The 24,970-nt window shown below is 43.4% G+C and carries 19 protein-coding genes; 15 read left to right on the top strand and 4 right to left on the bottom strand.

Annotated features, from left to right (window positions below):
* Positions 1-39: 39 nt before the first annotated feature.
* Both RSJ42_RS08055 and RSJ42_RS08050 read right to left on the bottom strand, forming a co-directional pair.
* Entirely contained in the window at positions 40-2,019 is a 1,980-nt protein-coding gene (locus tag RSJ42_RS08055) for an amylo-alpha-1,6-glucosidase (RefSeq protein WP_410510054.1), read from the bottom strand.
* A 224-nt stretch (positions 2,020-2,243) separates the two neighbouring features.
* Complete coding sequence (locus RSJ42_RS08050; RefSeq protein WP_410510053.1) at positions 2,244-3,212, bottom strand: alpha/beta hydrolase; 969 nt, start codon at positions 3,210-3,212, stop codon at positions 2,244-2,246.
* Positions 3,213-3,614: 402 nt separating this feature from the next.
* Here RSJ42_RS08050 and RSJ42_RS08045 point away from each other — a divergent pair, with 402 nt between their 5' ends.
* The 10 genes from RSJ42_RS08045 (at position 3,615) to aqpZ (ending at position 15,666) form a co-directional block, all read left to right on the top strand.
* Positions 3,615-4,775 carry an iron-containing alcohol dehydrogenase gene (locus tag RSJ42_RS08045; RefSeq protein WP_410510052.1) on the top strand — a complete coding sequence of 387 codons (1,161 nt, stop codon included), beginning with the start codon at positions 3,615-3,617 and terminating at the stop codon, positions 4,773-4,775.
* 275 nt (positions 4,776-5,050) lie between these two features.
* Entirely contained in the window at positions 5,051-5,575 is a 525-nt protein-coding gene (locus RSJ42_RS08040) for an LURP-one-related/scramblase family protein (protein WP_410510051.1), read from the top strand.
* 18 nt (positions 5,576-5,593) lie between these two features.
* Positions 5,594-6,478: a bile acid:sodium symporter family protein gene (locus RSJ42_RS08035; protein WP_410510050.1), complete on the top strand. Its 885-nt coding sequence runs from the start codon at positions 5,594-5,596 to the stop codon at positions 6,476-6,478.
* 610 nt (positions 6,479-7,088) lie between these two features.
* Complete coding sequence (locus RSJ42_RS08030; protein ID WP_410510049.1) at positions 7,089-8,207, top strand: mechanosensitive ion channel family protein; 1,119 nt, start codon at positions 7,089-7,091, stop codon at positions 8,205-8,207.
* Between the two features lie 188 nt (positions 8,208-8,395).
* Positions 8,396-10,753 (top strand): arylsulfatase, encoded by a 2,358-nt coding sequence (locus RSJ42_RS08025; RefSeq protein ID WP_410510048.1) that lies wholly within the window; start codon positions 8,396-8,398, stop codon positions 10,751-10,753.
* A 156-nt stretch (positions 10,754-10,909) separates the two neighbouring features.
* On the top strand, positions 10,910-11,104 hold the full coding sequence (locus RSJ42_RS08020; RefSeq protein ID WP_410510047.1) for a hypothetical protein: 195 nt from the start codon (positions 10,910-10,912) through the stop codon (positions 11,102-11,104).
* Positions 11,105-11,384: 280 nt separating this feature from the next.
* Complete coding sequence (locus RSJ42_RS08015; RefSeq protein ID WP_410510046.1) at positions 11,385-12,419, top strand: AI-2E family transporter; 1,035 nt, start codon at positions 11,385-11,387, stop codon at positions 12,417-12,419.
* A 419-nt stretch (positions 12,420-12,838) separates the two neighbouring features.
* On the top strand, positions 12,839-13,339 hold the full coding sequence (locus tag RSJ42_RS08010) for a DUF1269 domain-containing protein (protein ID WP_410510045.1): 501 nt from the start codon (positions 12,839-12,841) through the stop codon (positions 13,337-13,339).
* A gap of 219 nt (positions 13,340-13,558) precedes the next feature.
* Complete coding sequence (locus RSJ42_RS08005) at positions 13,559-14,128, top strand: YqhA family protein (protein WP_410510044.1); 570 nt, start codon at positions 13,559-13,561, stop codon at positions 14,126-14,128.
* Between the two features lie 797 nt (positions 14,129-14,925).
* Positions 14,926-15,666 (top strand): aquaporin Z, encoded by a 741-nt coding sequence (gene aqpZ, locus RSJ42_RS08000; RefSeq protein WP_410510043.1) that lies wholly within the window; start codon positions 14,926-14,928, stop codon positions 15,664-15,666.
* A 160-nt stretch (positions 15,667-15,826) separates the two neighbouring features.
* On the opposite strand, the gene pepD is transcribed toward aqpZ, so the two are convergent.
* A complete protein-coding gene (pepD, locus tag RSJ42_RS07995) occupies positions 15,827-17,347 on the bottom strand; it encodes a beta-Ala-His dipeptidase (RefSeq protein ID WP_410510042.1) in 1,521 nt (506 codons plus the stop codon).
* Positions 17,348-17,636: 289 nt separating this feature from the next.
* Positions 17,637-18,887 (bottom strand): hypothetical protein, encoded by a 1,251-nt coding sequence (locus RSJ42_RS07990; RefSeq protein ID WP_410510041.1) that lies wholly within the window; start codon positions 18,885-18,887, stop codon positions 17,637-17,639.
* A 528-nt stretch (positions 18,888-19,415) separates the two neighbouring features.
* On the opposite strand from RSJ42_RS07990, the gene RSJ42_RS07985 reads away from it, so the two are divergent.
* From RSJ42_RS07985 to RSJ42_RS07965, 5 genes are all read left to right on the top strand, one after another.
* Positions 19,416-20,525, top strand: coding sequence for a hypothetical protein (locus RSJ42_RS07985; RefSeq protein ID WP_410510040.1), 1,110 nt, complete (start codon positions 19,416-19,418; stop codon positions 20,523-20,525).
* Between the two features lie 514 nt (positions 20,526-21,039).
* Positions 21,040-22,176 (top strand): hypothetical protein, encoded by a 1,137-nt coding sequence (locus RSJ42_RS07980; RefSeq protein WP_410510039.1) that lies wholly within the window; start codon positions 21,040-21,042, stop codon positions 22,174-22,176.
* 145 nt (positions 22,177-22,321) lie between these two features.
* A complete protein-coding gene (locus tag RSJ42_RS07975) occupies positions 22,322-23,434 on the top strand; it encodes a hypothetical protein (protein WP_410510038.1) in 1,113 nt (370 codons plus the stop codon).
* A gap of 447 nt (positions 23,435-23,881) precedes the next feature.
* A complete protein-coding gene (locus RSJ42_RS07970) occupies positions 23,882-24,127 on the top strand; it encodes a hypothetical protein (RefSeq protein ID WP_410510037.1) in 246 nt (81 codons plus the stop codon).
* On the top strand, positions 24,103-24,468 hold the full coding sequence (locus RSJ42_RS07965; RefSeq protein ID WP_410510036.1) for a hypothetical protein: 366 nt from the start codon (positions 24,103-24,105) through the stop codon (positions 24,466-24,468). Before RSJ42_RS07970 ends, RSJ42_RS07965 begins: the two co-directional genes overlap by 25 nt.
* Positions 24,469-24,970: the final 502 nt, after the last annotated feature.

Genomic DNA, 24,970 nt, shown 5'->3' with positions numbered 1-24,970 from the left:
TCAATCCTCTTTGAAATAATACTGTAAATAAACTCCTGTTCAGGGCTTAATCCCAAGTATATCCTCCACATATGCCCTGAGAATTTCTGCAACACTCCAAGCCTGGGCAACAGTACCTCCCGGAGCGTGGGGGTAATCCCCGTCAAATACTTCAGAAATATTTCCTATCCCTGCTGTCTCAAGGTGCTCGTCAAAATCCTTAAGAAGAGATTTCATACGCTCAATACTGCCGTTCGAATAGTCGTGAGTTTTCAGGTAGGCTTTTACAAAGGCTCCAAGGAGCCAGGGCCAGACTGTCCCATTATGATAGGCTGTATCCCTGTTTAAGGCGTCTCCCAGATATTGTCCTTTGTACAGGAAGTGATCGGTTGAAAGGCTTCTGAGCCCGAAAGGAGTGAGTAGATCTTTTTCTACTCTATCTACAATCGCTTTTTCTTTTTCAGGGGAAAGCATGGTATAGGGTAGTGAAACTGCAAAAATCTGGTTAGGACGGATTGCAGGGTCTTTAACCTGGTTTCCGAATTCGTCCGGATATATAAGGTCAAAAAGACAGTTAGTTTCCTGGTTCCAGAAAGCGTTCTCAAAATTTGAAGCCACCCTATCTGCAAGAGTCTCATATGTAGAAACATCTTCACCAAGCAGTGTCCCGAGATAAGAAGCCGTCTTCAGGGCGCTGTACCAGAGAGCATTTACCTCGCAGGCTTTTCCAGCCCTTGGGGTAATTGCCCATTCCCCGATTTTAGCATCCATCCAGGTCAGTTGAGGTCCCTGCCTGATAAGAAAATCGGTATCCATGCCTATTCCGAAATCCGTACCTTCGCAGTAAAAATTGATAATCTCGTCTACGGTATCCCAGATATCCGAAAGGAAAAGGAAGTCCTGCGTATATGCAAAATAGCGGTCAAGGGCATGGATGAACCAGAGAGATGCGTCTACGGTGTTGTAAACAGGATCTCCTCCGAAAGCCGGGAAGGTATTTGGAACCAGACCTCGCCTGCAGTATCTGGCAAAATTGTTAAGGGTAGACCTTGCCTCTTCAAAACGGTAAGGGATCAAAAGCAAGCCGGGCAGGGAGATCATGGTATCCCTTCCCCAGTCCGAATACCAGTGGTAACCGGCTATCACGGTATTTTCGCCTGTAGAACGGTTTTTTACTACAAAAGTATCGGTCGCTTTGAGAAGCTTAAGAGCATAAGGTTCTAAAAGCTTTGAATCAAGAGCAAGAAGATTCTGCCTGTTTGCTTCCCTTAAATAGAGTTTATCGACTTTCTCGAGAGTAAGAGAAGAAATATCTCCTGTTGAAGCAGCGATAAAAAATCGTGATGTTCCGGGTTCAAGTTTGCTTTCAAAGTAACCGGGATTGAAGATATCCTCCTGGAAGTTAAGCCCACGCTGCCTCTCATCGTCATACTCCAGGTTGTAATACCATACAGGCTCAGGATGATACTTAAGGCTGGATGAAATATGGAAAGTAAAGCCTGTAGAGCTTGACAGGTATACTCTCTCAGTTCCGGCTCTCTGGAAAAAAGAAAGGTAACCTGAGCGGGCAGTAAGGTTAAAGTCCCTTGAGCTTACCAGAGGAAAAATTCTCAGTAAAGCTCCTTCCCTTCTGGATGTGATATCATAGAGAATATAGGTTGAGTTACTGTTATGGACCATAAAGACTTTTTTCTTTACTGTAAAATCCCCTGGCTGGTAAACCCATTGAGGAAATGGGTTACGAGAGAATTCGGACAGGTAACTGAAACCTGTTGGACTGATAGTATCCGGATATTTGTGGACTGCGAGTCTATAAAGTTCTTCGTCAATAGATATTTCCTCGTCAAGGGAAGAGAGCAGCAAAAGCCTTCCTGGGGAATTCTCAGGAGTTGCTACAAGCAGTCCATGGTAGGTTCTTGTCCCTGCCCCTATGATTGTTGAGGAAGCATATCCTCCAAGCCCGTTTCCTATAATCCATTCTCTTTTAATCCCTTCCTCATATGTTGAAAGAAAATCTGCTCCAAACCTGCCCCCACTCATGTATATTTGATTAGGGCTAATTTATTAAATAGCTGTACGTTTGGAAAAAATGGCTTGCGTTCTTGAAAATTGTTAACCCGTTTTTAAATTGTTGATCCATTTTTAAATTACTAATTCGTTTTTATATCCTGACAAAGCCCTTTTTTATATGTTTATGGATTTTTATTTATAACATGCCAAAATCATTGTTTTATGTGTAGTCGAATTTTAAACTAATTGCAGAATTAAGATTTTCCTGCAAAAGCGAATCTGAGATTCTCATTCGCCAGACCGACTGCACTGCAGGTTGCAGGCGTGCCTGCAAGTGGATTTAGCATCACGAAATCATGTATTGTTCCCATATATCTGACAGCTGTAACATTAACTCCTGCCTGAATCAGCTTATGGGCATATGCTTCTCCTTCATCGCGGAGCACATCATTTTCATCGGTGATAATGAGAGCCGGAGGCTGTCCCTTAAGCTGCTCGATAGATGCCTGTAACGGGGATGCTGTCGGCTGCTTCCTTGCTTCTTTGTCAGGCAAATAGTTGTCCCAGAACCACTTCATTGCTTCCCTGGTAAGCCAGATGCCGGTTGCATAGTGCTGATAGGACTGAGTGTCGAAGTTAGCATCCGTCACAGGATAGAAAAGCACCTGATAATTAATTTTGGGCCCACCTCTCTCTTTTATCAGGAGCATGACAGCTGCAACCATATTACCGCCTACACTATCTCCAGCAACTGCAAGCCGTGAGCTGTCCAGTCTGAGTTCTTTTCCGTTTTCAGCAATATATTTAGTCGCAGCATAGGCCTCTTCGATCTGTGTAGGATACTTTGCCTCAGGAGCTGGTGTGAAATTGACAAATACGACTGCAACGTTAGCTCCATTGGCGATTTCCCTGACCAATCGATCATGCGTATCTTTGCCCCCGAGAACCCAGCCGGCGCCATGAAAATACATTACAACCGGTAAGTCTTCCTTACTTCCTTCAGGTCTCAGTATTCTAATCGAAACTTCTCCATCAGGACCGACTGGAATATTCAGATCTTCAATATCTGCAGGCAGTTTTGCAACCTCAGCAGCCTGCAAATCTGAAAGAACTTTACGAGCTTCTTCTGGGGAGAGCTCATAGATTGGCGTTCCACCCTGCTTGTTGACATTTTCTACAAATTCTCTGGTAGCTGGTTCGAGTAGCTCAATAGTATGATTCATGGATAATTCTCCTTGCTTACTTCATCCGCTCCTGAAGTTGATGTCAATGAATGAAACAAAACAATAACGCAGGCTGTCCGCTGCTGTGCAATTGACACTTAAAACCGAACAAATGAATCTATACGTAGATTACTGAAAAATATATAAATCAAGTAGAATAAAATTTCCTTATCATTAGCAGGCCAGGAAATACGAGCAATAGAAATAAAATAAGATGCGAATGAGAAACAGGTTTGCTAAAAGGGATTTCCCGTTATGCTCCGGGAACTTTTTTCCTGCTTTCAAAAATCCTTTTTCGGAGCAAAACTTTATTAGTTACAGGGGAAAATCAATTCTATTAATATATTGCATTTTTATTAAAAATTGGGGAGAAATAAAAGAAGTCACCAGGGGAGTAGAAACATGGCAGGAAACAGGACATACACTTACCTGAACCCAAAAGTAGCCCTTATGGGACCCGGATGTGTAAAAGAAATCGGCAGGCATGCAAAAGACCTTGGGGCTACGAAAGCCCTGATAGTCTCAGGCAAGAGCAGGCACGGGGGACAGCTTGCAATAGATATTCACAAAATTCTTGAAAAAGCAGGCATGGAAGCGGCGATCTTTTCCGGAGCAGACCCGAACCCGACTGATACTTCAGTAATGGAAGGTGCAGAGATTTACAGAAAAGAGGATTGTAATATGATAGTTGCCGTAGGGGGAGGAAGCCCCATGGACTGTGCAAAGGCTATCGGTATTATAGTATACAATGGGGGAAGAATCAACGAGTACGAAGGCGTGGGAAAAGTTACGAAAGGAATCCCTCCTCTAATTACTGTGAACACAACCGCAGGTACCGCGAGTGAAATGACGAGTTTCACGATTATCACTGATACTGCCAGGCACATTAAAATGGCCATTGTTGACCCGCGAATAACACCTGACGTAGCAGTAAACGACCCGGAGCTGATGGTCAGCATGCCACCGGCACTTACGGCTTCAACAGGTATGGACGCCCTGACCCATGCAGTCGAGGCTTACGTTTCGACCATGGCTACTCCAACAACTGATGCGGCTGCCATCAAAGCAATTGAGCTGATCTCGAGATACCTGCCGGAAGCCGTTATCCACGGGGAGGATATAAGGGCAAGGGATATGATGGCTCATGCCGAATATCTTGCAGGCATTGCTTTTAACAATGCAAGCCTTGGATATGTTCATTCCATGGCCCACCAGCTCGGAGGTTTTTATGATCTCCCGCATGGGGTCTGCAATGCAATCCTCCTTCCCTATGTCGAAATGTATAACAAACAGGTCGTTCCTGAACGTTTTGCAGATATCGCAAAGGCAATGGGAGAAAAAGTTGAGGGATTGAGCAGGGACGAAGCAGCAGACAAAGCAATAGAAGCGATTAAGAAGCTTGCAGCAGAAATCGGGATCCCTTCAGGCCTGAAAGAGCTCGGGGCAAGGGAAGAAGACCTCGAACTTCTGGCTGAGAATGCCATGCAGGACGTTTGCCGCCTCACAAATCCAAGAGAACTCTCAAAAGAAGATATCATCGAGATTTACAGGAAAGCCCTGTGAAAAATATCTGGAAAGAATAATTTCATTTAAAAAATTAAGTTACTCATAGCTGATGCTGTTGACAGACATTTAAATATAAAGTAATATATAAAATTAATAATTTGTTAAAATTAATAGTTTATTTTCACAGCCAGCTAATTAATTTAATTCCTCTGCTGAAATTGAATCAGCATTGGTTTTCCATGTTTTTTGATCGGATTAATAAGTTACTTCTTCGAGGTAAAGTATCAAAAATGAACAAATAAAGGGCTGATCAAATAAAGGGAGTGGTTTTGATGAAATTATTTGGGGGCCGTGGAGGCTCTAAAGAGGAGAAAGGGCATATCTACAGGATGCATGAAAAACTCGTTTCCATCGGGGACGACTACTGGATAGAGGATGAAACTGGAGAGCGAGTGTTCCGTGTTGATGGAAAGGCTCTCCGCATCCGCAACACCCTGATTTTCAAAGATCTGCGGGGAAATGACCTTTATAAAATTACTGAAAAACTACTCCGGATCAGGGATACGATGGATATCAAGAATGCAGATGACGGCCTGGCTGCAACAGTCAAAAAAGATCTCATTAATATTTTGCGGGATAAATGGAAAGTTGAAATTCCGGACGGGCCTGACATGGAAATTCGCGGAAATATCCTGGACCACGAATACGAGATTGAGTCTGAAGGAAGGAAAATTGCAGAAGTCTCAAAAAGGTGGTTCCGCATACGGGATACCTATGGAGTGGAGATTGAGCCAGGGCAGGACAATGCACTCATCCTGGCAATTGCGGCTGCGCTTGACCAGATGGCACATGATTGAGAACAGAAGGTTGGAAGCATGGTTGAAATTGAAGCTTTCACAAGCCTTTTCCAGACCATCGGTTACATTGCTACACTGGTTTTTGTGCTGGCAAGCACATTTTCAGCTGGGCTTTCTCTTACGATTCGGCAGATTCTTGGTCCATTGCATAACGTAAAGCTGGTACTTCTCACGCTTGTAGCAAATTTTATACTTGTACCTGCACTTGCACAAATCTTGCTGTACGTCTTCTCACTTCCTCGACCACTGGCAATCGGGCTTTTTATTCTCGGTACCGTTGCAGGGTCTCCTTTCGTCTTGAGGCTCACCCAGGCAGCCAGAGGAGATATTGCTCTTGCATCGGGGCTGATGATACTCCTGATGGTTGTAACAACTTTTTATTTGCCTGTAGTTTTCCCTATATTTTTCCCTGGAGTCGAAACCAGCACCAGGGATCTTATTAAATCCATGGCTGAGATAATACTTATCCCGCTGGCGCTTGGTCTTCTGGTCCGTGCCAGGTACGATGAACTGGCAGGGGAACTGCGCCCTTTTATTGGTGAAGTGAGTAATCTTGCCTTCCTTATTCTGATCATATCCTACATTTTAGCTTACTTACCTGCCATGCTGCGTATTATCACTGAGACCTATGCGCTCTTTGCCGGAATTATATTTACGATTGGATCATATGCACTTGGCTATTTTCTGGGAGATCCTGATAGATCACACAGACAGGCGTTAGGCTTCGGAACTGCCCAGCGCAATATCTCGGTAGCACTGGCAATTGCAGGTTTAAATTTCAAAGATCCTTATGTTACAATCATGATCTTTTTCATATCAATTGTTGCCGTTATATTGCTAATGGTTTTTGCGCAGGAAATTGGTCATCATCATAAAAAGGGGGAAAAAGCCCACCTGGGGTGAAAAGTAACTTCTTAAACAATAGTTTTGAAGAGCAAATAAAGAGGTAACAGAAGAAGGAAACAATGCTACGGTGATCTCCTGTTTGATTTAAGCTGTAAAAGAGACCTGCTTAATGAGATTTAAAGAAAGCCTTTAAAGAAAACCTGGAAAAAATTTTTCGAAAAATCATGGAATTATGCTCTAAATCAGCTAACGCGGAAAACCATATAGCTGAGGTTCGCCAGCCCTCTGATCCGAAGGATTGGGGATCAGGCTAAACGTTTCAGCTGTACAGAAGGAAAGAGTCCATGGCTAATGAAAGCATAACTTCTGTAAGTGCCTTAGAGTACTGCTTTTTGTATTCTGTTTAATATCACGAAAAGTTACAGGGTTTATGATCACGGACTCTATAGTCTTTGTCTTCAGCTTGTTGCTGTTGAATGTTTGACCGGGTCATTCTAAAAAGCATGAATGAAAGGTTACTGAAAGCACGAGCCAGTTAAATACAGTTTAACCGGTTGTGAAAGAAAAGGGTTGATTAAACTGTAAACTTACAGGTAGAATTTTTATGGTAGATGGAGTACTTTGAGACTTCAGGGCAGGAGAATTACTGGAAAAGGAAGGGGTATGTGTGGTTAATATCGAAAATATTGAGAATATACTGATGTTTGGCAGGTTGTTTGTGCAAATTGCAGTTATTCTCGTAGCCACATTTGGTGCCATACTGATAAGCAGATTTATCCTTAAGCGGTGGTTGTGGCCGGCAATCAGAAAAACAAGGACAGATCTTGACAACCTGATTCTTAACCTTTTGCAACGTTTTCTTCTGATTATTATCTTTCTACTGGGTTTGCAAGCGGTAATAAGGTTGCTCGACGAGTTTATCAGCACATATACCGAATTTTTAGATAAGCTTTTTTTCTTTTTTTACTGGGCTATGACAGTCTATATCATTTTTCGCATTATAAATCTCGTTTCTGACCTTTACCTGTCTCACCTTCCCAGGGGAGATGGTGAAGTTATCGATAAGCGCGTAATTCAAACTTTGAGAAACACTCTACTGCTGGTCATAGGCCTTTTTGCTGTCATTGTGCTTCTTGAGCACCTGGGGATCACAGGTGCTGCAATTAACGCATCCCTTGCTGCGCTTGGTATAGGAGGTATTATTTTAGGCCTTGCGGCTCAGACGGCTCTGAGCAATATCATATCAGGGATTGTGCTTCTAATTGATCGCCCTTTCAGGGTGGGGGATCGGATCCGAATTGAACTGCTCGACACATGGGGTGACGTGTTAGAGGTCGGCTGGAGGTCGACCCGTGTCCTTACCAGAGATAACCGCCTTGTAGCAATCCCTAACTCGGTTATAGGCGGGGATCTTATTACGAATTATTCCACACCCAGCAAGATGTTCCGTGTCGAGACCGATGTAGTCATATCCTACGGCGCTGATATCGAATGTGTTCGAAACCTTATCCTCAATGCCCTGATGCAGGAGGACTGGATAATGCATGAAGAACCGGTACAGGCACTCTTGCTTGAGTTTTCAGGGTCAGGAGTAAAGTTCAAAGTCAGGTGCTGGATCGAAAATTATGTGGATATTCGCGTTTCTCTGGATCAGCTTAACACGGCAATTTACAAAGCTCTGCAGGACGGTGATATTGAATTGTCGACTTACAATATCGTTGTTGGTTTTTCTGATCTGGAGACCGGGTCAACAGCTTTCAGTTGTCGCAATAATTTCAGGAAATAAATAAATAAATGCATTTCAGTAACTCGATTCAATATAATTAAGATCAGTAAACCGTCAAAAGTAAAATGTCATGTATAAAATAATATCCGTGACGAAATAATATGATATAAAACTGCGAGTTTTGGGAAGATTTCGCAGTTCTGTAGAATGGGAATTTTAGTATTACCAGGACACCGGGAGGGGAGAAAATGCCATTAAAAGAGTATAAGCCTGGATATCCTTTTACAGGGAAAATAGGGCGTACAATAGAAGAATCAGAACCGGCCTGGCCGGTACAGCGACGAGCAAAAGATGGTGCACCCAATGTGCTGTTCATTGTGCTGGACGACGCAGGATTTGGACAAATCGGTTGCTACGGCAGCCCTATTCACACACCAAACCTGGATAGCCTGGCTGATGGAGGTCTTCTCTATGCTAATATGCACACGACTCCACTGTGCTCTCCATCGCGCACGTGCATACTGACCGGCCGAAATCACCATTCAAACAATATGGCTGCCGTAGCCGATAATTCAACAGGCTTTCCCGGTTATAACGGATATGTACCTTTTGAGAACGGTTTTTTGTCGGAAATACTTCTGGAGCGTGGATACAATACATATGCTCTTGGAAAATGGCATTTAACGCCTCTAGAACAGGTTTCGGCAACAGGACCTTACGACCACTGGCCTCTGGGGAGGGGATTTGAACGCTTTTACGGCTTTATGGGGGGCGACACGAACCAGTATTATCCTGAGCTGGTTTATGACAATCACTATGTAATTGATCTTCCAAGGACACCCGATGAAGGATATACCCTGAATGAGGACCTGGCTGATAGGGCTATCCAGTTCATTGCTAATACCAAACAGATTGACCCAAACAAGCCCTTTTTCCTGTACTACTGCCCTGGAGCCACGCATGCTCCTCATCATGTTCCTAAAGAATGGGCAGATAAGTATAAAGGCAGGTTTGATGACGGCTGGGAAGCTTATCGGGAAAAGACGTTTGCACGGCAGAAAGAACTGGGCGTTGTCCCGAAAGATGCCAGATTATCCTCCCATGATCCTGATGTCCCGCACTGGGACGAGTGCTCTCCCGATGAAAAGAAGATCCATTCTCGAATGATGGAGGTTTATGCCGGATTCCTGGAGCAGACTGACTACCATATAGGCAGGATAATACAGTTCCTGAGAGAAGCCGGTGAGTTTGAGAATACACTCATAATGGTGATTTCGGACAATGGAGCCAGTGCCGAAGGCGGTTCCACGGGAACAATCAACGAGAACCAGTTCTTTAACAATGTGCCCGGTCTGATGGAGGAGAGCCTTGAATACCTGGATAAACTGGGAGGTCCGGAGACCTTCAGCCACTATGCCTGGGGCTGGGCATGGGCAGGAGATACACCTTTCCGCCGCTGGAAACGAGAGACCTATCGCGGCGGAGTCAGTACTCCCTTTATTGTTCACTGGCCCAGGGGAATAAAAGCCAGAGGGGAGATCAGGAACCAGTACGCCCATGCTATCGATATGGTACCAACTGTCCTGGATTGCCTGGGAATAGAGCCACCGCAGTCTATCAAGGGAATAACTCAATCAAGTATTGAAGGAGTAAGTTTTGCACATACCTTCGATAATGCCGGTGCACCTACGAAACACCACACCCAGTACTTTGAGATGATAGGAAACCGTGCTCTGTATCACAATGGTTGGCGCGCTGTATGTCCGTGGCCAGGTCCTTCATTTGCTGAAGCAGAACACGACTTTGGCTCGCAGATCACGGCAGATATGCTGGTCGAGCTGGATGCAAAAAGCTGGGAGCTCTACCATGTGGACAAAGATTGGACAGAGACCGAAAATGTGGCAGAGGAGAACAGGTCCAAGTTAATTGAGATGATTACCATCTGGTATACGGAGGCTGGAAAATATAATGTGCTGCCCATCGATAGCCGTATGGTGCAGCGCCTTAATGAAGAACGCCCTTCCGCTGCACCTGATAGATCGGTATACACGTATTATCCCGGAACTGAGCCGGTTATCTTAAGCGCGGCAGTTAATGTGCTCAACCGCACACACGTTATTATTGCTCATGTAGATATTCCGAAAGGAGGTGCTGAAGGAGTCCTGCTGGCCAATGGCACTGTCGGAGGCGGCTATTCATTCTATATAAAAGCCGGAAAGCTGCACTATGTATACAATTATGTAGCCAGGAGCCTTCATCATCTTGAATCCTCGGAGAATGTCCCGGAGGGACGCCACCAGCTCAGCTTTGAATTCAAGGTGACAGGCAAGCCGGATTTTGCCAGAGGTGAGGGCGCACCTGGAATAGCTCAACTCTTTATAGACGGAAAATCAGTTGCAAGGGCTGATATCCCCGTAACGATCCCAATTACCCTTGGAATAACCAGCGGGCTTACCTGCGGTTCAGCCCCTGCATCGCCAATTACACCTGATTACAGGCCTCCTTTCAAGTTCACAGGCAAAATATTTAAAGTGACTGTGGACGTAAGTGGCAAGTTATACGAAGATAAGGAAGCTGAGATGCGTATGATCATGGCGCGGCAATAAATAGATATAGACTGGCAGATCACCAGATCATACTGTTAAGGTTTACCGGGCTACAAGCACAGGGAATTCGCAGAAATATGGAAGACAAATCCGATAATGAGAATACGCTTATAGAGGTCGTTTTTAATAATATTTAATAGGTTAGTTTATATATTTTTGGATTTACATACCTTTTACGACAGAATATTGAAAATGCTTTTCAACTTCGGAGTTCTCGATAGGGGGAGAAGAATCCAGGGTATAATGAGAAAGTGCATTGGTTTATATGACGACTACTGCCCCGAAACAGCACAGCTAAAGCTGGACAGCAGGGCAGAAGTGTCAGTGGGGGAGATTAACCGGAAGAAGTAGCCTGTGGATCGGTGTAGCTCTTGGTCTTCGCATTCGGAAATCCTGATTTTTACGGCCAGATCCGGTGTGAACTTAAATCAGCCATAATAAAGGGATGGGCAGGCTAAGACTGGCAAAAACCGTTAGATTTGCAGTGAAAAGTAGATTGGGATCCAGAATTGAGACTGCAGTTCGAATGACTGCCCCCAGAATCCGGGTGTAAAAGCTTGGTACATGAACCATTGCTCCGGATTACTGTAGAAGAAAACTAGCAGCAAGAGAAAGGTCTGGGAATGCAAATATGAACACGAGTACTATTTCAACGCCAGCCAAAGTTCTGATTTACAGTACTGCAGCAGTTCTGCTCACGCTTGGCATGAAGGCAATTTCAAGTATACTCATGCCGGTTTTTTTCTCTATATTTTCCTATCTAATCTTTGCCCCTCTGGTTCGCTGGCTCATGAGAAAAAGAGTTCCAGGAAAGATAAGCGTTTTTCTGGTGATCCTCTTTTTCATTTTTGTTTTTGTTGGCACCGCATTTCTGTTTGCAAGCTCTTTACTGCAGCTCAGTGGCAGGATTCCAAACTATGAAAACCAGCTGACAAACATCCTGAACAGTATTTCAATATATTTGCCTGAAGCTGGTGTTTCCGTAGAATCGATACTGCGCGATATTGCAACTTTTGCTTTCAATATATCCGGAGATATTATTTCAGGAGCTTTAAATGCAGGATCAACAATTGCACTCATTGTTATCACGACGACGTTTTTACTTCTTGATGCTGCAGGTACGCAAGAGAGAGTGAAAAAAGAAGCCGGAGATCAGCCAGCCCATATATCACGGTTTACCGAGTTGAGCAAAACCGTCATAAACTACATGCTCCTGAGGACTGAGACCAATTTGCTTGGAGGCATCGGAACTGCCATACTTCTGTTTATTGGAGGCATAGATTTTGCTGTCCTCTGGGGCCTCCTTTTTTTCCTTTTCGGGTATATACCTTATCTGGGCTTTTATCTGGCAGCCATTCCACCCATGCTCCTTGGTCTATTTAAATATGGGGTTATAGGGGCCCTTGGTGTCCTTGTCGGCATCACCATTATCAATGCGCTCGTAGAAAACGTTATTTTTCCGTCCCTTGCAGGAAAAGGCCTTAAATTATCTCCAACAATCGTATTTCTGTCTTTGTTTTACTGGTCTTTCGTACTTGGAGCTGCAGGTGCTCTGATTGCCGTACCTCTTACAATAGTGGTAAAGATAGTTCTGGAGAGTTCTGAGGAGACACGCCTGATAGCTAAATTAATGGAATCCAGTGGAACCAGGGATCAGGATGAGTAAAGTTCAGGAGAAAAAGCACTCTAAGAGGCTCTGAATAACTCCAGAACAGCCGGACTCAGGCAGGCATTCAAATATCTCAGTATGTATAAAATAATATACATAAAAATAGTTGTATATTACAGCATTGTTAAGCCGAGCCTGCATGCCTGGGCTTTCAGACTCTATAATGGGTGAAAGGGGAATAATCAAATTAACCAGATCAAAAGATCGCACATTGTTCTCTGGCCCGTCAGATATCCGGCAGTATATGTCTACCTTATCTGGCCTTGTGAGAGATATCCTGTGAGAAACCTTACCACCCAGAGAAAAAAGTCCTTAAAACGCTCCTATCCATTCTCATTTAGTTGTCAGGCTGTTACAGGCTGGTATTGAAAAACAACCAGTAAATCGAACCTGTAAGCAGAGGAGGAATTTGAGGAATGGCAACATTAACCGTGTTGAAATTTGAAACTGCAGAAGGTGCGGAGAAAGCACTTGAAGTGGTAAAGGATTTGAACAAGCAGCATCTGATAAACCTTCACGATGCAGCCATAGTCAAATGGCCCGAAGGAAAGAAAAAGCCAAAAACAGAACAGTTAACCAGTTTAACGGGGGCAGGGGCACTCAGCGGTGCTTTCTGGGGCATGCTTTTTGGGCTGATCTTTTTTGTTCCTATACTGGGCCTTGCAGTCGGGGCTACGGTTGGAGCCCTGACAGGCTCCATGGCAGATATCGGAATCAGTGACGATTTTATCCGGTCTGTACGCAGCAAAGTTACTGAAGGAACTTCAGCCCTCTTTTTAATGACCAGTGATGCCGTAAAGGATAGAGTAGCCGAAGCGGCAAAGGGAATGAATTTTGAGCTTATTGCTTCCAACCTGTCCAGAGAAGAAGAGGATAAGCTGCGCGAAGCTTTTGCCGAAGAATATCCACTTCCCTGAAATCAGGTCTTCCAGAGAGACTGCTCTCTGGAAAGGCTCTATTTTTAGAGATTAATTCTCAGAAAGAGAACCACCCGGGATCTCTAGCTGACACTAAAAATGCAGTAAAGGCATTGCAGATTAATTTTTAATAGTTGATACTGGCTGGTCGAGCAAAAAAATAAATAGAGCTTCCAAAAAATAGGAAACGAATAGATAGGTAAAGTCAGAAGGTATCTGATGATCAGGGTAGTCAAATTTATCGCAGGGCTTCGGTTTTTTGTACTTATACCGGTTATCGGGCTGTCTATTGCGGCTGTAATCCTTTTCATTAAGGGCGGAATTGATCTTATTCATTTTCTACCCGAGCTAGTTTTCGGAGTGGATGAGGCAGCAGCAAAGGGGGATATAATTGTGGAAATTGTGGAAATTGTCCATCTATTCCTGGTCGGTACAGTACTCTTTATAACCTCACTTGGCTTATACGAACTATTTATCGAACCACTTCCCCTGTCTCCGTGGCTTAGAACTCATAACATTGAAGAACTGGAATTAAACCTTGTAGGTTTGACGGCTGTTGTGATTGCGGTAAATTTCTTAAGCGTTATTTTTGAAGAACAGGAAAAAAACCTTGCCTTCTACGGGATTGGCTATGCCCTGCCCATTGCAGCTCTGGCTTATTTTATGAAAGTACGGTCAGATATACCAAAGCGGAGTAGCGAGGAACAGGAATGCCTTAATACGCTGGATCAGGTGCATCCTGCAGGTAACAATGAATCGAGCTGGTTATCAAACGAGAAAAAAGATTGAACTATTTAATAAATTTTTTTATTTTTTATGGTATTTTTCAATGGTGCAGAGTTACACCCTTAATAAGTCTTCTTTCATTCTGGAAAAGATCTGAACATTTTCAACTGAAGAATGAAACTTTTTTGTATTGATAGATCGATTCTCTCCCTTCAGTGAAACACCTGAAATGAATAACAGGCCGCAAGCATATGGTTTAGAAGAAATATCTGAGTGAATTATTGTATAAAAATAGATTTATAAATATTGACGAGTAAATAGATTTACGTTCAAATCATGACCTGCGGGTCTGGAAGTGTTTTTGCGGGTTTTGAAAATACAGGAAAGGGAACGGTATTCTGATCGGCGGATATGGGCTGGAGCATTTTCCCGGGCTCCGTCAGGAGAATACCTGATAGAAGAATACCTGATAGATCTTCACCTGCATGATCCAGGATTTCTTCTCACAGTTAGCAGGTTATCGATTTCCGCAGGCGTTTGTTGTGTTTTCACAATAATATCAGGTAGAATAGATCTGACTTTTAAGATCTGACTTTTAAAGTAAAATGATTAAAGCGATAAACTGATTGAAACAGATAATAAAAAAAGTTAAACGGTAAAATTAAACCGGTATAAAATCAAACCGGTATAATACATGGTATAATTCCAGGCCGATGGATCGATAGCAACTCCAGCGCCTCAGGCTCACCGACAAACGTGCTCTGGGCGACAGAGAACATTTCAAAGCTTTTTTAGTCCGGGTCTCTTGACCGGGAAAAGCAGATAGACAGTTATTTGCACGATTAAAGGGGGGAATTAATATGGACTTAACTCGTAGATTCATAGCAGAGTTTATAGGCACCTTCTGGCTGGTTCTTGGCGGCTGCGGCAGTGCAGTCCTGGCTGCTGGCTTTCCCGACCTGGGTATTGGTTTTGCAGGTGTCGCTCTTGCATTCGGGCTGACCGTCCTGACGATGGCTTACGCAATTGGTCATATCTCAGGAGCCCATCTCAACCCTGCTGTTACAATAGGGCTGTACATAAGCGGCCGTTTCTCCGCAAAGGATATAGTCCCTTATGTCATCGCACAGCTCACAGGAGCAATCTTTGCTGCTTTCGTTTTATGGCAGATTGCCAGTGGTAATCCTGATTTCAATCTGGTTGAAAGCGGATTTGCTGCCAATGGATACGGGGAGCATTCACCCGGAGGATATTCGCTATATGCAGCACTGATCACTGAGGTAGTGATGACCTTCATGTTCCTGTTCATCATTCTCGGCTCGACTGATTACCGCGCTCCAGCGCATTTTGCGCCTATCGCCATAGGGCTGGGACTGACCCTGATTCACCTGATAAGCATTCCGGTAACAAATACTTCGGTAAACCCGGCCCGCAGCACGTCGCAGGCATTATTCGTTGGTGGGTGGGCAATTCAACAGCTATGGCTGTTCTGGATAGCGCCGATAGTCGGAGCGATTCTGGCTGGCTTCGTTTATCGTTATGTTGGCCGTGATACCGAATTGAGGGTGAGAGAACAGCTCAGGACGGAACAAGAATTGTAAAAGAAATTATTATAATCGGAATAAGAAATTATTATAATCGGAATAAGAAATTATTATAATCGGAATATTTGCCGTGCCGGCAGAATGAAACCCGGAGCAGTAACTCTGGAGTTCCAGCCACGAAACCTGATAGCGGTTATTCTGCCGACGGTGAGTTTTGTCAGCGATAGCTTTTCAGCAGGTTTTCAAGAAAAACCCAGACCTTTTCAATAGAAGGAATAAACACTCTCTCTGCCGGAGAATGAGGGTCTTTTATGGTCGGTCCAAAGGAAATCATTTCGATACACTCGCATTTGGAGCCTATTACCCCGCATTCAAGCCCGGCGTGCACGACTTTGATTTCCGGCTCTTTACCGAAGGTTCCTGCGTAAGTTTGCTTGCATTTTTTAAGCAGCCCTGAATGAAGGTCCGGTTCCCAGGCAGGATATCCGCATTCATGCTCAACTCTGGCCCCTGCCAGTTTTGCAACGGTTTCCACCTTTCCTGTGACTTCAGCAAGCCTTGACATAACGGAACTGCGCTGGCTCGATACAATTTTTACTTCATTATCGTCTGTTCTTACAACTGCAAGGTTATTCGAGGTTTCAACAAGCCCGGAGATAGTATCCGAAATCCTGTGAACTCCATGAGGCATTCCCAGAAGCAGCCCTAAAAGCTTCTCTTCAGTCCCGGCAGAAAAAACCCTGTCTGAAGGGACTTCTTTTTTGATGACCTTTCCTCCGGAAGCCTCGAAAATAACCCTGTTTTCAACCTCTTTAAGCTGAAAGGCAATTTCAGGATCAGATACCGAATACTCACCCCTGAGTGTCTTTTGAAGCTCGGAAACAAAATCCTGTGCCTGCTCTTCCATTCTCCTTGGCAGGGCAACAAATGCCTCTGCATAGTTAGGAATTGCATTATGCACGCTGCCCCCACTGAAAAAAGCAAGCCTCAGGTTATCTTTTCCAGCATTTTCTTTAAGGTTTACCAGCGATCTGGCCAGAAGCTGAATAGCATTTGCCCTCTGCCTGTGAATTTCTGTTCCTGAATGGCCTCCTTCAAGTCCCTCAACCGAGACCCTGAAGAGCACGAGCCCGCTTTCCTTTCCGTAGTCAAAAGGCTCCCATTCGACAGGCAAAGCAACCTTCGAATTCTTTCCTCCTGCACACCCGACTATAAAGATTCCTTCATCTTCCGAGTCCAGATTCAGGAGAATTCTGCCTTCGAAGAAATCTTCTCCAAGCCCGCTGGCTCCTGTAAGCCCGGTTTCCTCGTCAACGGTAAAAAGGAGCTCAAGAGGCGGATGTTCTATTTCTCCTTTTATTCCTGCATCTGCCAGAACAAGCCCGATTGCAAGTGCTATTCCATTATCTGCGCCGATTGAAGTCCCATCTCCTCGCAGCCAGTCTCCTTCAGACACACATCTTACAGGGTCTTTGGAGAAATCGTGTTCCGATTCCCTGCACTTTTCACAGACCATATCCATATGCCCTTGCAGCACGATTATGGGAGAATTTTCATACCCTGGGGTGGCAGGTACTTTAATCAGGACATTGTTTAAAGCATCTGTTTTTGCTTCAAGATTATGTTTTTTTGCCCATTCCAGCAGCCACAGGGCAAGTTTTTCTTCGTTTTTGGAACGGCGGGGAATTTTATTGATCTCTTCAAACGTTTTGAGGATTTCCTGGGTTTTCGGATGCATAAGGATCAGCTCGAATTGCTAAGGTTGTAAAATATTAAGGATAAGATTTATTCTTCAGTTGATCATTTCTTCAGAGTCCGGCTCTTTCATTCTATTGTTAAAACAGAGATTTAAGTTTAGTTCCAGTCTTCATTTCTGATAGAAAAATGATTCTGTATTAGATTTTTAAAGCCGTATGTAATGTCGAGCGTTTTTATCATTCTCAATGAAGAAAGAGCTGGAAAAGAAATAGAAAATAATAATGGCGTTAACTGACGCCATTTGCTGAATTGAAGAACTTTTGCTAAATTCACATCGGCGGTGCCGGTCTTCCGGCCATAACATTTTCTGTTTGTTTTGCTAGCTGGCTCTTAAATTCCTGGATATTTTTAGCCTGATCCCGCTTAACCAGTTCGCTGCTTGCTTTTTTAGTTGTTTCTTCACTTGGCACACCAGCCCCGTTTACTTTCCACTGGAACTTATAGCTGGACCATGTATCAGCCAGTTCACTGAGCCGCTTATATTCCATACCTGAAGGCATGATGTCAAGCTGCTCATCAATCACCTTGTTTATGTATTCTTTATTCGGTTCGAAAACGACCAGAGGCTCTATAACATCAGCCTTTACGACATCCCTTATATCGCGGCCTTCATATTTTTCAAGAAGGCGGGCACAGCCCTCGAAGTGTGAGATTTCCATCTTTGCGAAGTTTTCCCAGATGCTCTTTATCCTGGAATCGGTTTCGGTCTGCGCGCAGGAGAAGTAGATATACGCTTCACAGAGCTGCATTAGCGCAGACTTTTCGAGCATTGTTTCTCGCGGGTCGCCGAGCAGCCCGTACTGGGTCACATGCTCTTCTTCAACGTCGGCAATCTCTGAGTAAATCTGCCTTGCGAGTTCGTCCGAATACATGAAACCGTGCGACTTGTAGTAAAGCTCGGTCTGCTGTTCGCCTGCGACAATCGTTAGATAATTCATTTTGGTTTTAATGTCGGCTGTATCCTTATCGTAATGTTTGCGCATGGTGTCGTCAGGGTGACGGTGATGGCCAACTGTCGGCCTTCCGGGTTTTACCTCGGTCTTGCCCTGAACAATGAACTCAGGGTCTCCCTGTTCCATATAATCGTAAAGGCAGCTGTAGCGGTAAAGGTGGTCGAAGTCCTCAAGCAGGGCGAAGTCCAGCGTCTGCTTTACATATGGATCGGGCTCATTTCTGGCAAGGTTTGCAGTAAGGTCGACAGCCACCTGTTCATAGCCAAGAGTAGTTTCTATAACAGTCTGGTTTGCCGGATTCAGCCAGTTGACTGTCTGCTGCTGCATTGAATCAGCGCGCCTCATCGCTGCCATCTGGCGCTTGATTTCAGGATCTACAGTCATTCGTTCCATCTCATGGGACATAAGGACTGAAGCATTCTCAATCCCGTTCATGAGAATTACACGTGTCCGTGTATAAGCGTCTACGGATTTCCGGTCATACGGAGCTTTGACAATTTCTTTCCAGTTCATAAACTGTTCTTCTATCGGGATGCTGTCCATTTCAAATGGTCTAAACTGTGCCATTACCATATCCTCCAGAATTTTCACCAGCATGGCTCTTTGCAGGCAGCTACAACTGAGGTAATTTAAATCGATGAATATTTCAGTTGCCGAATAAAAACCTGTCAAAAAGCAAAACCATGACCTTTTGCCGTCATTCCCAAGCAGAGTGCCCCACATATCTGTAATATTCCCGCCTTAAGCTTCACTGACCCCCGCTGCAGGCAAGGCGACTGGCACATAACTGGTCTTTTTACCAATTATTTTGTTTCTACTAGTTTAAGCTTAAATTGTCTAATGGATATATGTATAAATTTGAGCTATATAAAATCCATCATATATTAATTCGTAGATGAGTAATCCATTTACTCATTTTTACATTCATTATAAAAATGAGTAAATTAGTTTCGATATGAGTATAATAGTCGAATATCTATAAATTAACTGAATATTTCATAACAACATTACTACTCTCTTGAGAAAAATGATCAGGCAGAATCAGTTAAGGGATTAAAATGCATGTTTAAGGAGAAGCAGGGGAAGTAATTTACAATGGTAGATACTTCAGATATGCTGGTTTTCTGGGCTGTAGTTATAGCTCGCTTCTTGATACCGCTCGCCATTCCCCGCTATCCTCTTCCGGGTGTGATCGCATGTCTGATCCTGGATGGTATCGACCAGACGATCTTTCAGCTTTTCACGGACCTCCCCCTTGAAGGGTACCAGAGCTACGATAAATCCCTTGATATTTACTACCTGAGCATAACCTACCTTTCGACCCTGCGAAACTGGTCGAACCTCTATGCCTTCAAACTGGACCGCTTCCTTTTCTACTACAGACTGGTCGGCGTTGTGTTTTTCGAACTCACACAACTGCGTCCTCTACTACTTGTTTTTCCTAATACCTTTGAGTACTTCTTTATTTTTTATGAAGTTGTCCGTCTTAAATGGGATCCTGTGGTGCTTACAGAGCGCAAATTGATAACTGCAGCGGCCGTTATCTGGGTTTTCATCAAAATTCCCCAGGAATACTGGATCCACGTTGCCCAGCTGGACACCACCGATTGGATCAGGGCAAACCCTGCAAATGCCCTCATCCTGGTCGCCTATGCTGTTTTCCTGCTCGGCTTGGCGTGGTGGCTGTTACGGGACCTCCCTCCCATGAGGCCGGGTATAAAAATCAAAGCAATTCCTGTTGCAGTTGCCCCAACTTTCCCAGCCGTTGCAGAAAACAAAAGTGAGGAGAGGGGACGCCTTATTAACAGGCAGGTTATTGAGAAGATTTTCTTGATCTCCCTTATTACCATCATCTTCGCCCAGATACTTCCGGATGTGAGGGCAAACAATATTCAGATAGCTTTCGGCGTGACTGTTTTTGTCGTAATAAACACCTTCCTTAGTCACTGGATTTCCAGACGTGGAAGGCACTGGAAGTCTATTGTGCAGGAATTCATTGTGATGTCAGCAGTAAATATCAGCCTGGTCTTTCTCTTTAACTTCCTCCTGCCCAGATACGACGGCTCTATTAATCTCGGCAACACACTCTTCTTTATCTTGCTCCTGACCCTGATCGTCACCCTCTACGACCGCTACTGGCAACTCCATTCAAAGAACCATTCCGGCAACGGGGTTACAGACAGAGAGGAAGGAAAAAGTTCTTGAGATCAAAGAGTGCGCAGTTATTCCCGAATTGATCTTCAGAACCCGAGTAGCCTCTCGGGACAGAAAATTTTGGATTTTTATTATAGTTTCGATTAATCATAGCAGATGCTGTCTATTTTACTCTCGTTCTTGCTTAAGCACTAACTGATAGGTTGTAACAGTAAGCGATCTCAAGAGGACCAGGTCAGGAGATTAATTATAAACCTGTCACGCTCGAGGGAGAGAGAAACTGAGGATTCTCTTTTTTCCGTGGCAGAACAACACATTATCAGGGTTCACCATAAAGGATAATTCACAAAAACATTTTGAGCCCTGAAGGTAAAGTCTGGATTTTGCCAGATATCCGTAGAAAATAGATCACTGCCGTGAGAATTATAAGTCTCTAAATATAGAACTAAGACGGAAAATAATATAAACCGGGTTAATCTTTGTTAAGAAAAGTTGTCAGGCTAAGAAACCGGAAACTGCAACAGACCCTGGCAGGTAAGGATTGAGAAGGGAGGCACACTTCATAATGATAGATATCTCAGACATGCTGATTTTCTGGGCTGTGGTCATGGCTCGTTTTTTTATACCGTTCTCTATTCCAAAATACCCGCTCCCAGGGATAATAGCTTCCCTTCTCCTTGATGCCGTTGACCAGACGATCTTTCAGGTATTCACGAACCTGCCTCTTGAGGGCTACCAGGGGTATGATAAGGCTCTTGATATCTATTATCTGGCGATTACTTACCTTTCAACGATGCGCAACTGGTCAAATTTCTTTGCTTTCGAGATTAGCCGCTTCCTTTTTTATTACAGGCTGGTTGGAGTGGCTCTTTTCGAGCTGACAGAGATACGAGCACTGCTGCTTATCTTCCCAAATACGTTTGAATATTTCTTTATATTTTATGAAGCAGTACGCGTGAAATGGAATCCAGGGCTGCTTACAAAAGAAAAACTGGTACTTACGGCGGCCCTGATATGGATTGTTGTAAAACTGCCGCATGAATACTGGATACATATAGCAAAGATGGACACAACCGACTGGATAATAGCTAACCCTCCAAATGCACTCGTTCTGGTTGGCTGGGCTGCAATTATGATTGGCATAGTTTACTGGCTGCTCAGGGACCTTCCTCCGATGAGGCCCGGATTTTCAATTGCTGCAGATCATGCGACTTTTGTATTTGACAAATCAGTGGCTCTCAATATGAAGGATAATTACACCAGTAAAAGGTTTTTTGATGATTTTATACATCATGAACTGATAGAGAAGATTGTGCTAATCTCTCTTTTGAGCATTATTTTTGCACAGATCCTTCCAGAAGTCCGGGCAAATGATATCCAGATTGCAGTCGGTGTCTCTGTCCTTATAGTAATAAACACAGAGTTGAGCCAGTGGCTTGCCAGGCGTGGAACACAATGGAAGTCCATACTGAGGGAGTTTATAATAATGTCTATTGTAAATCTTACCTTAATCCTGCTTTTTGATTTTCTCATTGTCAGGTACGCAGGCTCTATTGATCTCCTTAATACCCTCTTCTTCACTCTTCTGCTGACCCTGAATATAACGCTATATGATAGATACCGGCGGGTCCATATCTGGAGCCAGGCATCTTTAATTGGTTCTACAGAATCAAAAACAGGGATTAAAACAAAAAGAAATTGAGGAGGATGTAAAAATTTGCCAGCTCACTATAGTTTTATGAGAAATGGGGACATTCATTTTAAATATCAAATACAATTCTGCTATAAACCTTGTCAGAGTCTGAAAATCCGGGAATTCATCTGTCAAATTGGGGGCGAGTTTTGGAATGCCAGATCCATCAGATATGCTAATCTTCTGGGCTGTTGTTATAGCCCGTTTTTTTGTACCGCTCTCTATCCCAAAATACCCTCTACCCGGGATTATAGCCTCCCTGGTTCTTGATGCTGTTGACGGGACAATTTTTCAGCAATTTACTGACATGTCTCTGGCAGACTACCAGAGTTACGATAAAGCCCTTGATATTTATTACCTGACCATTACTTATCTTTCGACTCTCAGAAACTGGTCAAACCTTTTTGCTTTCGAACTGGGACGTTTCCTTTTCTATTACAGGCTGGTAGGTTCTGCTCTCTTCGGGATAACGAATCTGCGGCCGCTCCTGTTTATTTTTCCGAATGTCTTTGAATACTACTTTATCTTTTATGAAGTAGTTCGCCTGAAATGGGATCCTCTTTTGCTTACAAAAGAAAAACTGATAACGACGGCAGCTCTTACCTGGATACTGGTTAAAATACCCCAGGAATACTGGATACATATAGCTGAAATGGGAACAATTGACTGGATAATGGAAGAGCCGGCAAACATTATTATACTGATCGGCTGGGGTGCAATCATAATCGGCACTATCTGGCTGCTCTTAAGGGATCTGCCTCCTCCCAGGCCCGGTTTCTCGTTTGCTGCGGACCCGATCCCCTCTTTCCTTTCTGACAGCACAGAAAATGCCAGAACACGGAAAGAGAGAAAGCGGATGAAAATGATTAATAAACTGTTATACGGAAGGCTTGTCACCCGCGAACTCGCCGAGAAGATAGTGCTCATCTCCCTCCTGAGCATAATTTTTGCCGAAGTGCTCCCAGGTGTCCGGGCAAATAACTTCCAGGTTGCAGCCGGAGTATCCCTTCTTATAGTGATCAATACAGCATTGAGCCAGCTTCTTATCCGGCGCGGGAGACAATGGAGGTCTATTATCCAGGAATTTGTCGTAATGTCAATTGTAAATTTCAGCCTGGTACTGCTCTTTGATCTGGTGCTGCCCCTGCTAAGAGGCTCAATTGACCTTTCTGACACTTTATTTTTCGTCCTTCTCCTCACCCTCAATGTCACCCTTTATGACAGGTACAGGCGCACGCATATCTGGAGCTATAACAATAAGAAATGATTTATGGAGTGATTTCGAAATTGCAAAAAAAAATGAAAGCATTTGAAACACTTTATATAAAGTTTCTTCTTTAGAATTAGACCCTTCAAAATATCTATTTCTGGTTGGTATTAAGAATTAAGAAATAAAAAAGACTATCTTTATATAAATAAAAGTGTAACCGAATATTTTTAAACAGATAAAAAAATTTAAATAGGAATAGAGAGTTTCTAAATACATGGAGACAGAGTTTAGAAACAATTTGCTTTCAGCCATTGGATGGTTTATTATCTGGCTTGCTGTAAGGATGTATTTAAATATTTAAATATTTAGATATCTCAGATTTTTTCCACAGTACAAAGAAAGTTTTTAAAATAGTTCTACTTTTATCAGCAGGATAAGTTGTCAAATAGGAAAATAGCATAAATTAAAAACATTTTTTTATATCCAGAATCTGATTTATTACTCATGGCTGCCTCCTGGTCTACATCCCGCACTCTTGGGGCAAGAGAAAAACCTTTTTCGTGGCAGATAGACAGCCGGGGAAATATCTTCATTAAAAGAAAGTTCAGGAGAGCTCTCTTTCCCAGAATTGATAAAATTAGTTGCAGCCATCTGGAAAAGCTCCACGAGTTTATGCGGGACATGGAGAATGGAAAAACCTGGCAAATGATGCGGCGAAACTGTATATGGGGACTGAAAAGGAAGGGATAGGCAAGTTCCTGTACAGGCTCAGGCAAGAAGTTCCGTACGCCCAGCTCTCAAGCCAGTTAGCAGTTATTTTTTACAACTCGGGAGCCTGGGAATGGAACGGACAGAAAAGAGGCATGGAGTTTTTGCTTCTCCCGGGCAGCTGGCAGGAAAAGACAATGCAGTACTACAGGAATTCACTGCTCTCGGAAAACGAAAGCAGTTTTGTAACCGAGTTTTTAGAAAACAGCCCACAGAGAGAAGAAAAGCAGGAAGAACCTCAAACAACCTTACGAGAGACCATACAGGAAGAAGCAGTCCAGAAAATTGAGCAGACTAAACTTTCGTCTTTTTTCGGATTTTAAAGAAAAAATCAGGAAGAAGTGGATAGATATAATTTCTAACCCATGCAACGTTATTCGCTTCATCGAACCGTTCTTGTCACGCTCCACGCAGGAGAGCGGCCTGTCTCAAAAAAACCAAAAATAAGAAAAAACAGAAGAAAAGATAAAGTGCAAATAGATAATAAAAACAATGGATCTAAAAACATTGAATCTAAAAAACAATGGATCGAAATAACAGACAAAGTAAGATTCCTGGAAAATAAACCTAATTTACCCGAAAAACACTATTTCTCATGTTTTTTGTTATTTTGTTAATTTCATCTCTTCTTTTTCTTGTTCTTCTTTTTGTGAAGGGCCGCCAGACGAGCTGGCGGGGTTTGAAATATTATGTTACTTTAGAGATTGTTTTGGAGGATAGCTCTATCTGCTCCCCCTTTAAATCCTGCGTAGAGAAATCAAAACGTAAACCCCTAAAAAATTCTAATTAAGATTTATAGATATATCTTTAAATATTACAGTTAGA

The organism is Methanosarcina hadiensis (assembly GCF_046529725.1).
Classification (GTDB): domain Archaea; phylum Halobacteriota; class Methanosarcinia; order Methanosarcinales; family Methanosarcinaceae; genus Methanosarcina; species Methanosarcina hadiensis.
The sequence above is the reverse complement of the archived record's forward strand: the minus strand, read 5'-3'. Positions and strand labels throughout refer to the sequence as shown.

What these genes read in the sequence shown, in the direction of transcription:
- aqpZ (WP_410510043.1), top strand. Translation starts at nt 14,926, where the DNA reads ATGGACTTAACTCGTAGATTCATAGCAGAGTTTATAGGCACCTTCTGG.
- RSJ42_RS08025 (WP_410510048.1), top strand. Translation starts at nt 8,396, where the DNA reads ATGCCATTAAAAGAGTATAAGCCTGGATATCCTTTTACAGGGAAAATA.
- pepD (WP_410510042.1), bottom strand. Translation starts at nt 17,347, where the DNA reads ATGCATCCGAAAACCCAGGAAATCCTCAAAACGTTTGAAGAGATCAAT.
- RSJ42_RS08035 (WP_410510050.1), top strand. Translation starts at nt 5,594, where the DNA reads ATGGTTGAAATTGAAGCTTTCACAAGCCTTTTCCAGACCATCGGTTAC.
- RSJ42_RS08040 (WP_410510051.1), top strand. Translation starts at nt 5,051, where the DNA reads ATGAAATTATTTGGGGGCCGTGGAGGCTCTAAAGAGGAGAAAGGGCAT.
- RSJ42_RS08050 (WP_410510053.1), bottom strand. Translation starts at nt 3,212, where the DNA reads ATGAATCATACTATTGAGCTACTCGAACCAGCTACCAGAGAATTTGTA.
- RSJ42_RS08045 (WP_410510052.1), top strand. Translation starts at nt 3,615, where the DNA reads ATGGCAGGAAACAGGACATACACTTACCTGAACCCAAAAGTAGCCCTT.
- RSJ42_RS08055 (WP_410510054.1), bottom strand. Translation starts at nt 2,019, where the DNA reads ATGAGTGGGGGCAGGTTTGGAGCAGATTTTCTTTCAACATATGAGGAA.
- RSJ42_RS07970 (WP_410510037.1), top strand. Translation starts at nt 23,882, where the DNA reads ATGGCTGCCTCCTGGTCTACATCCCGCACTCTTGGGGCAAGAGAAAAA.
- RSJ42_RS07975 (WP_410510038.1), top strand. Translation starts at nt 22,322, where the DNA reads ATGCCAGATCCATCAGATATGCTAATCTTCTGGGCTGTTGTTATAGCC.
- RSJ42_RS08010 (WP_410510045.1), top strand. Translation starts at nt 12,839, where the DNA reads ATGGCAACATTAACCGTGTTGAAATTTGAAACTGCAGAAGGTGCGGAG.
- RSJ42_RS07985 (WP_410510040.1), top strand. Translation starts at nt 19,416, where the DNA reads ATGGTAGATACTTCAGATATGCTGGTTTTCTGGGCTGTAGTTATAGCT.
- RSJ42_RS07980 (WP_410510039.1), top strand. Translation starts at nt 21,040, where the DNA reads ATGATAGATATCTCAGACATGCTGATTTTCTGGGCTGTGGTCATGGCT.
- RSJ42_RS07965 (WP_410510036.1), top strand. Translation starts at nt 24,103, where the DNA reads ATGGGGACTGAAAAGGAAGGGATAGGCAAGTTCCTGTACAGGCTCAGG.
- RSJ42_RS07990 (WP_410510041.1), bottom strand. Translation starts at nt 18,887, where the DNA reads ATGGCACAGTTTAGACCATTTGAAATGGACAGCATCCCGATAGAAGAA.
- RSJ42_RS08005 (WP_410510044.1), top strand. Translation starts at nt 13,559, where the DNA reads ATGATCAGGGTAGTCAAATTTATCGCAGGGCTTCGGTTTTTTGTACTT.
- RSJ42_RS08015 (WP_410510046.1), top strand. Translation starts at nt 11,385, where the DNA reads ATGAACACGAGTACTATTTCAACGCCAGCCAAAGTTCTGATTTACAGT.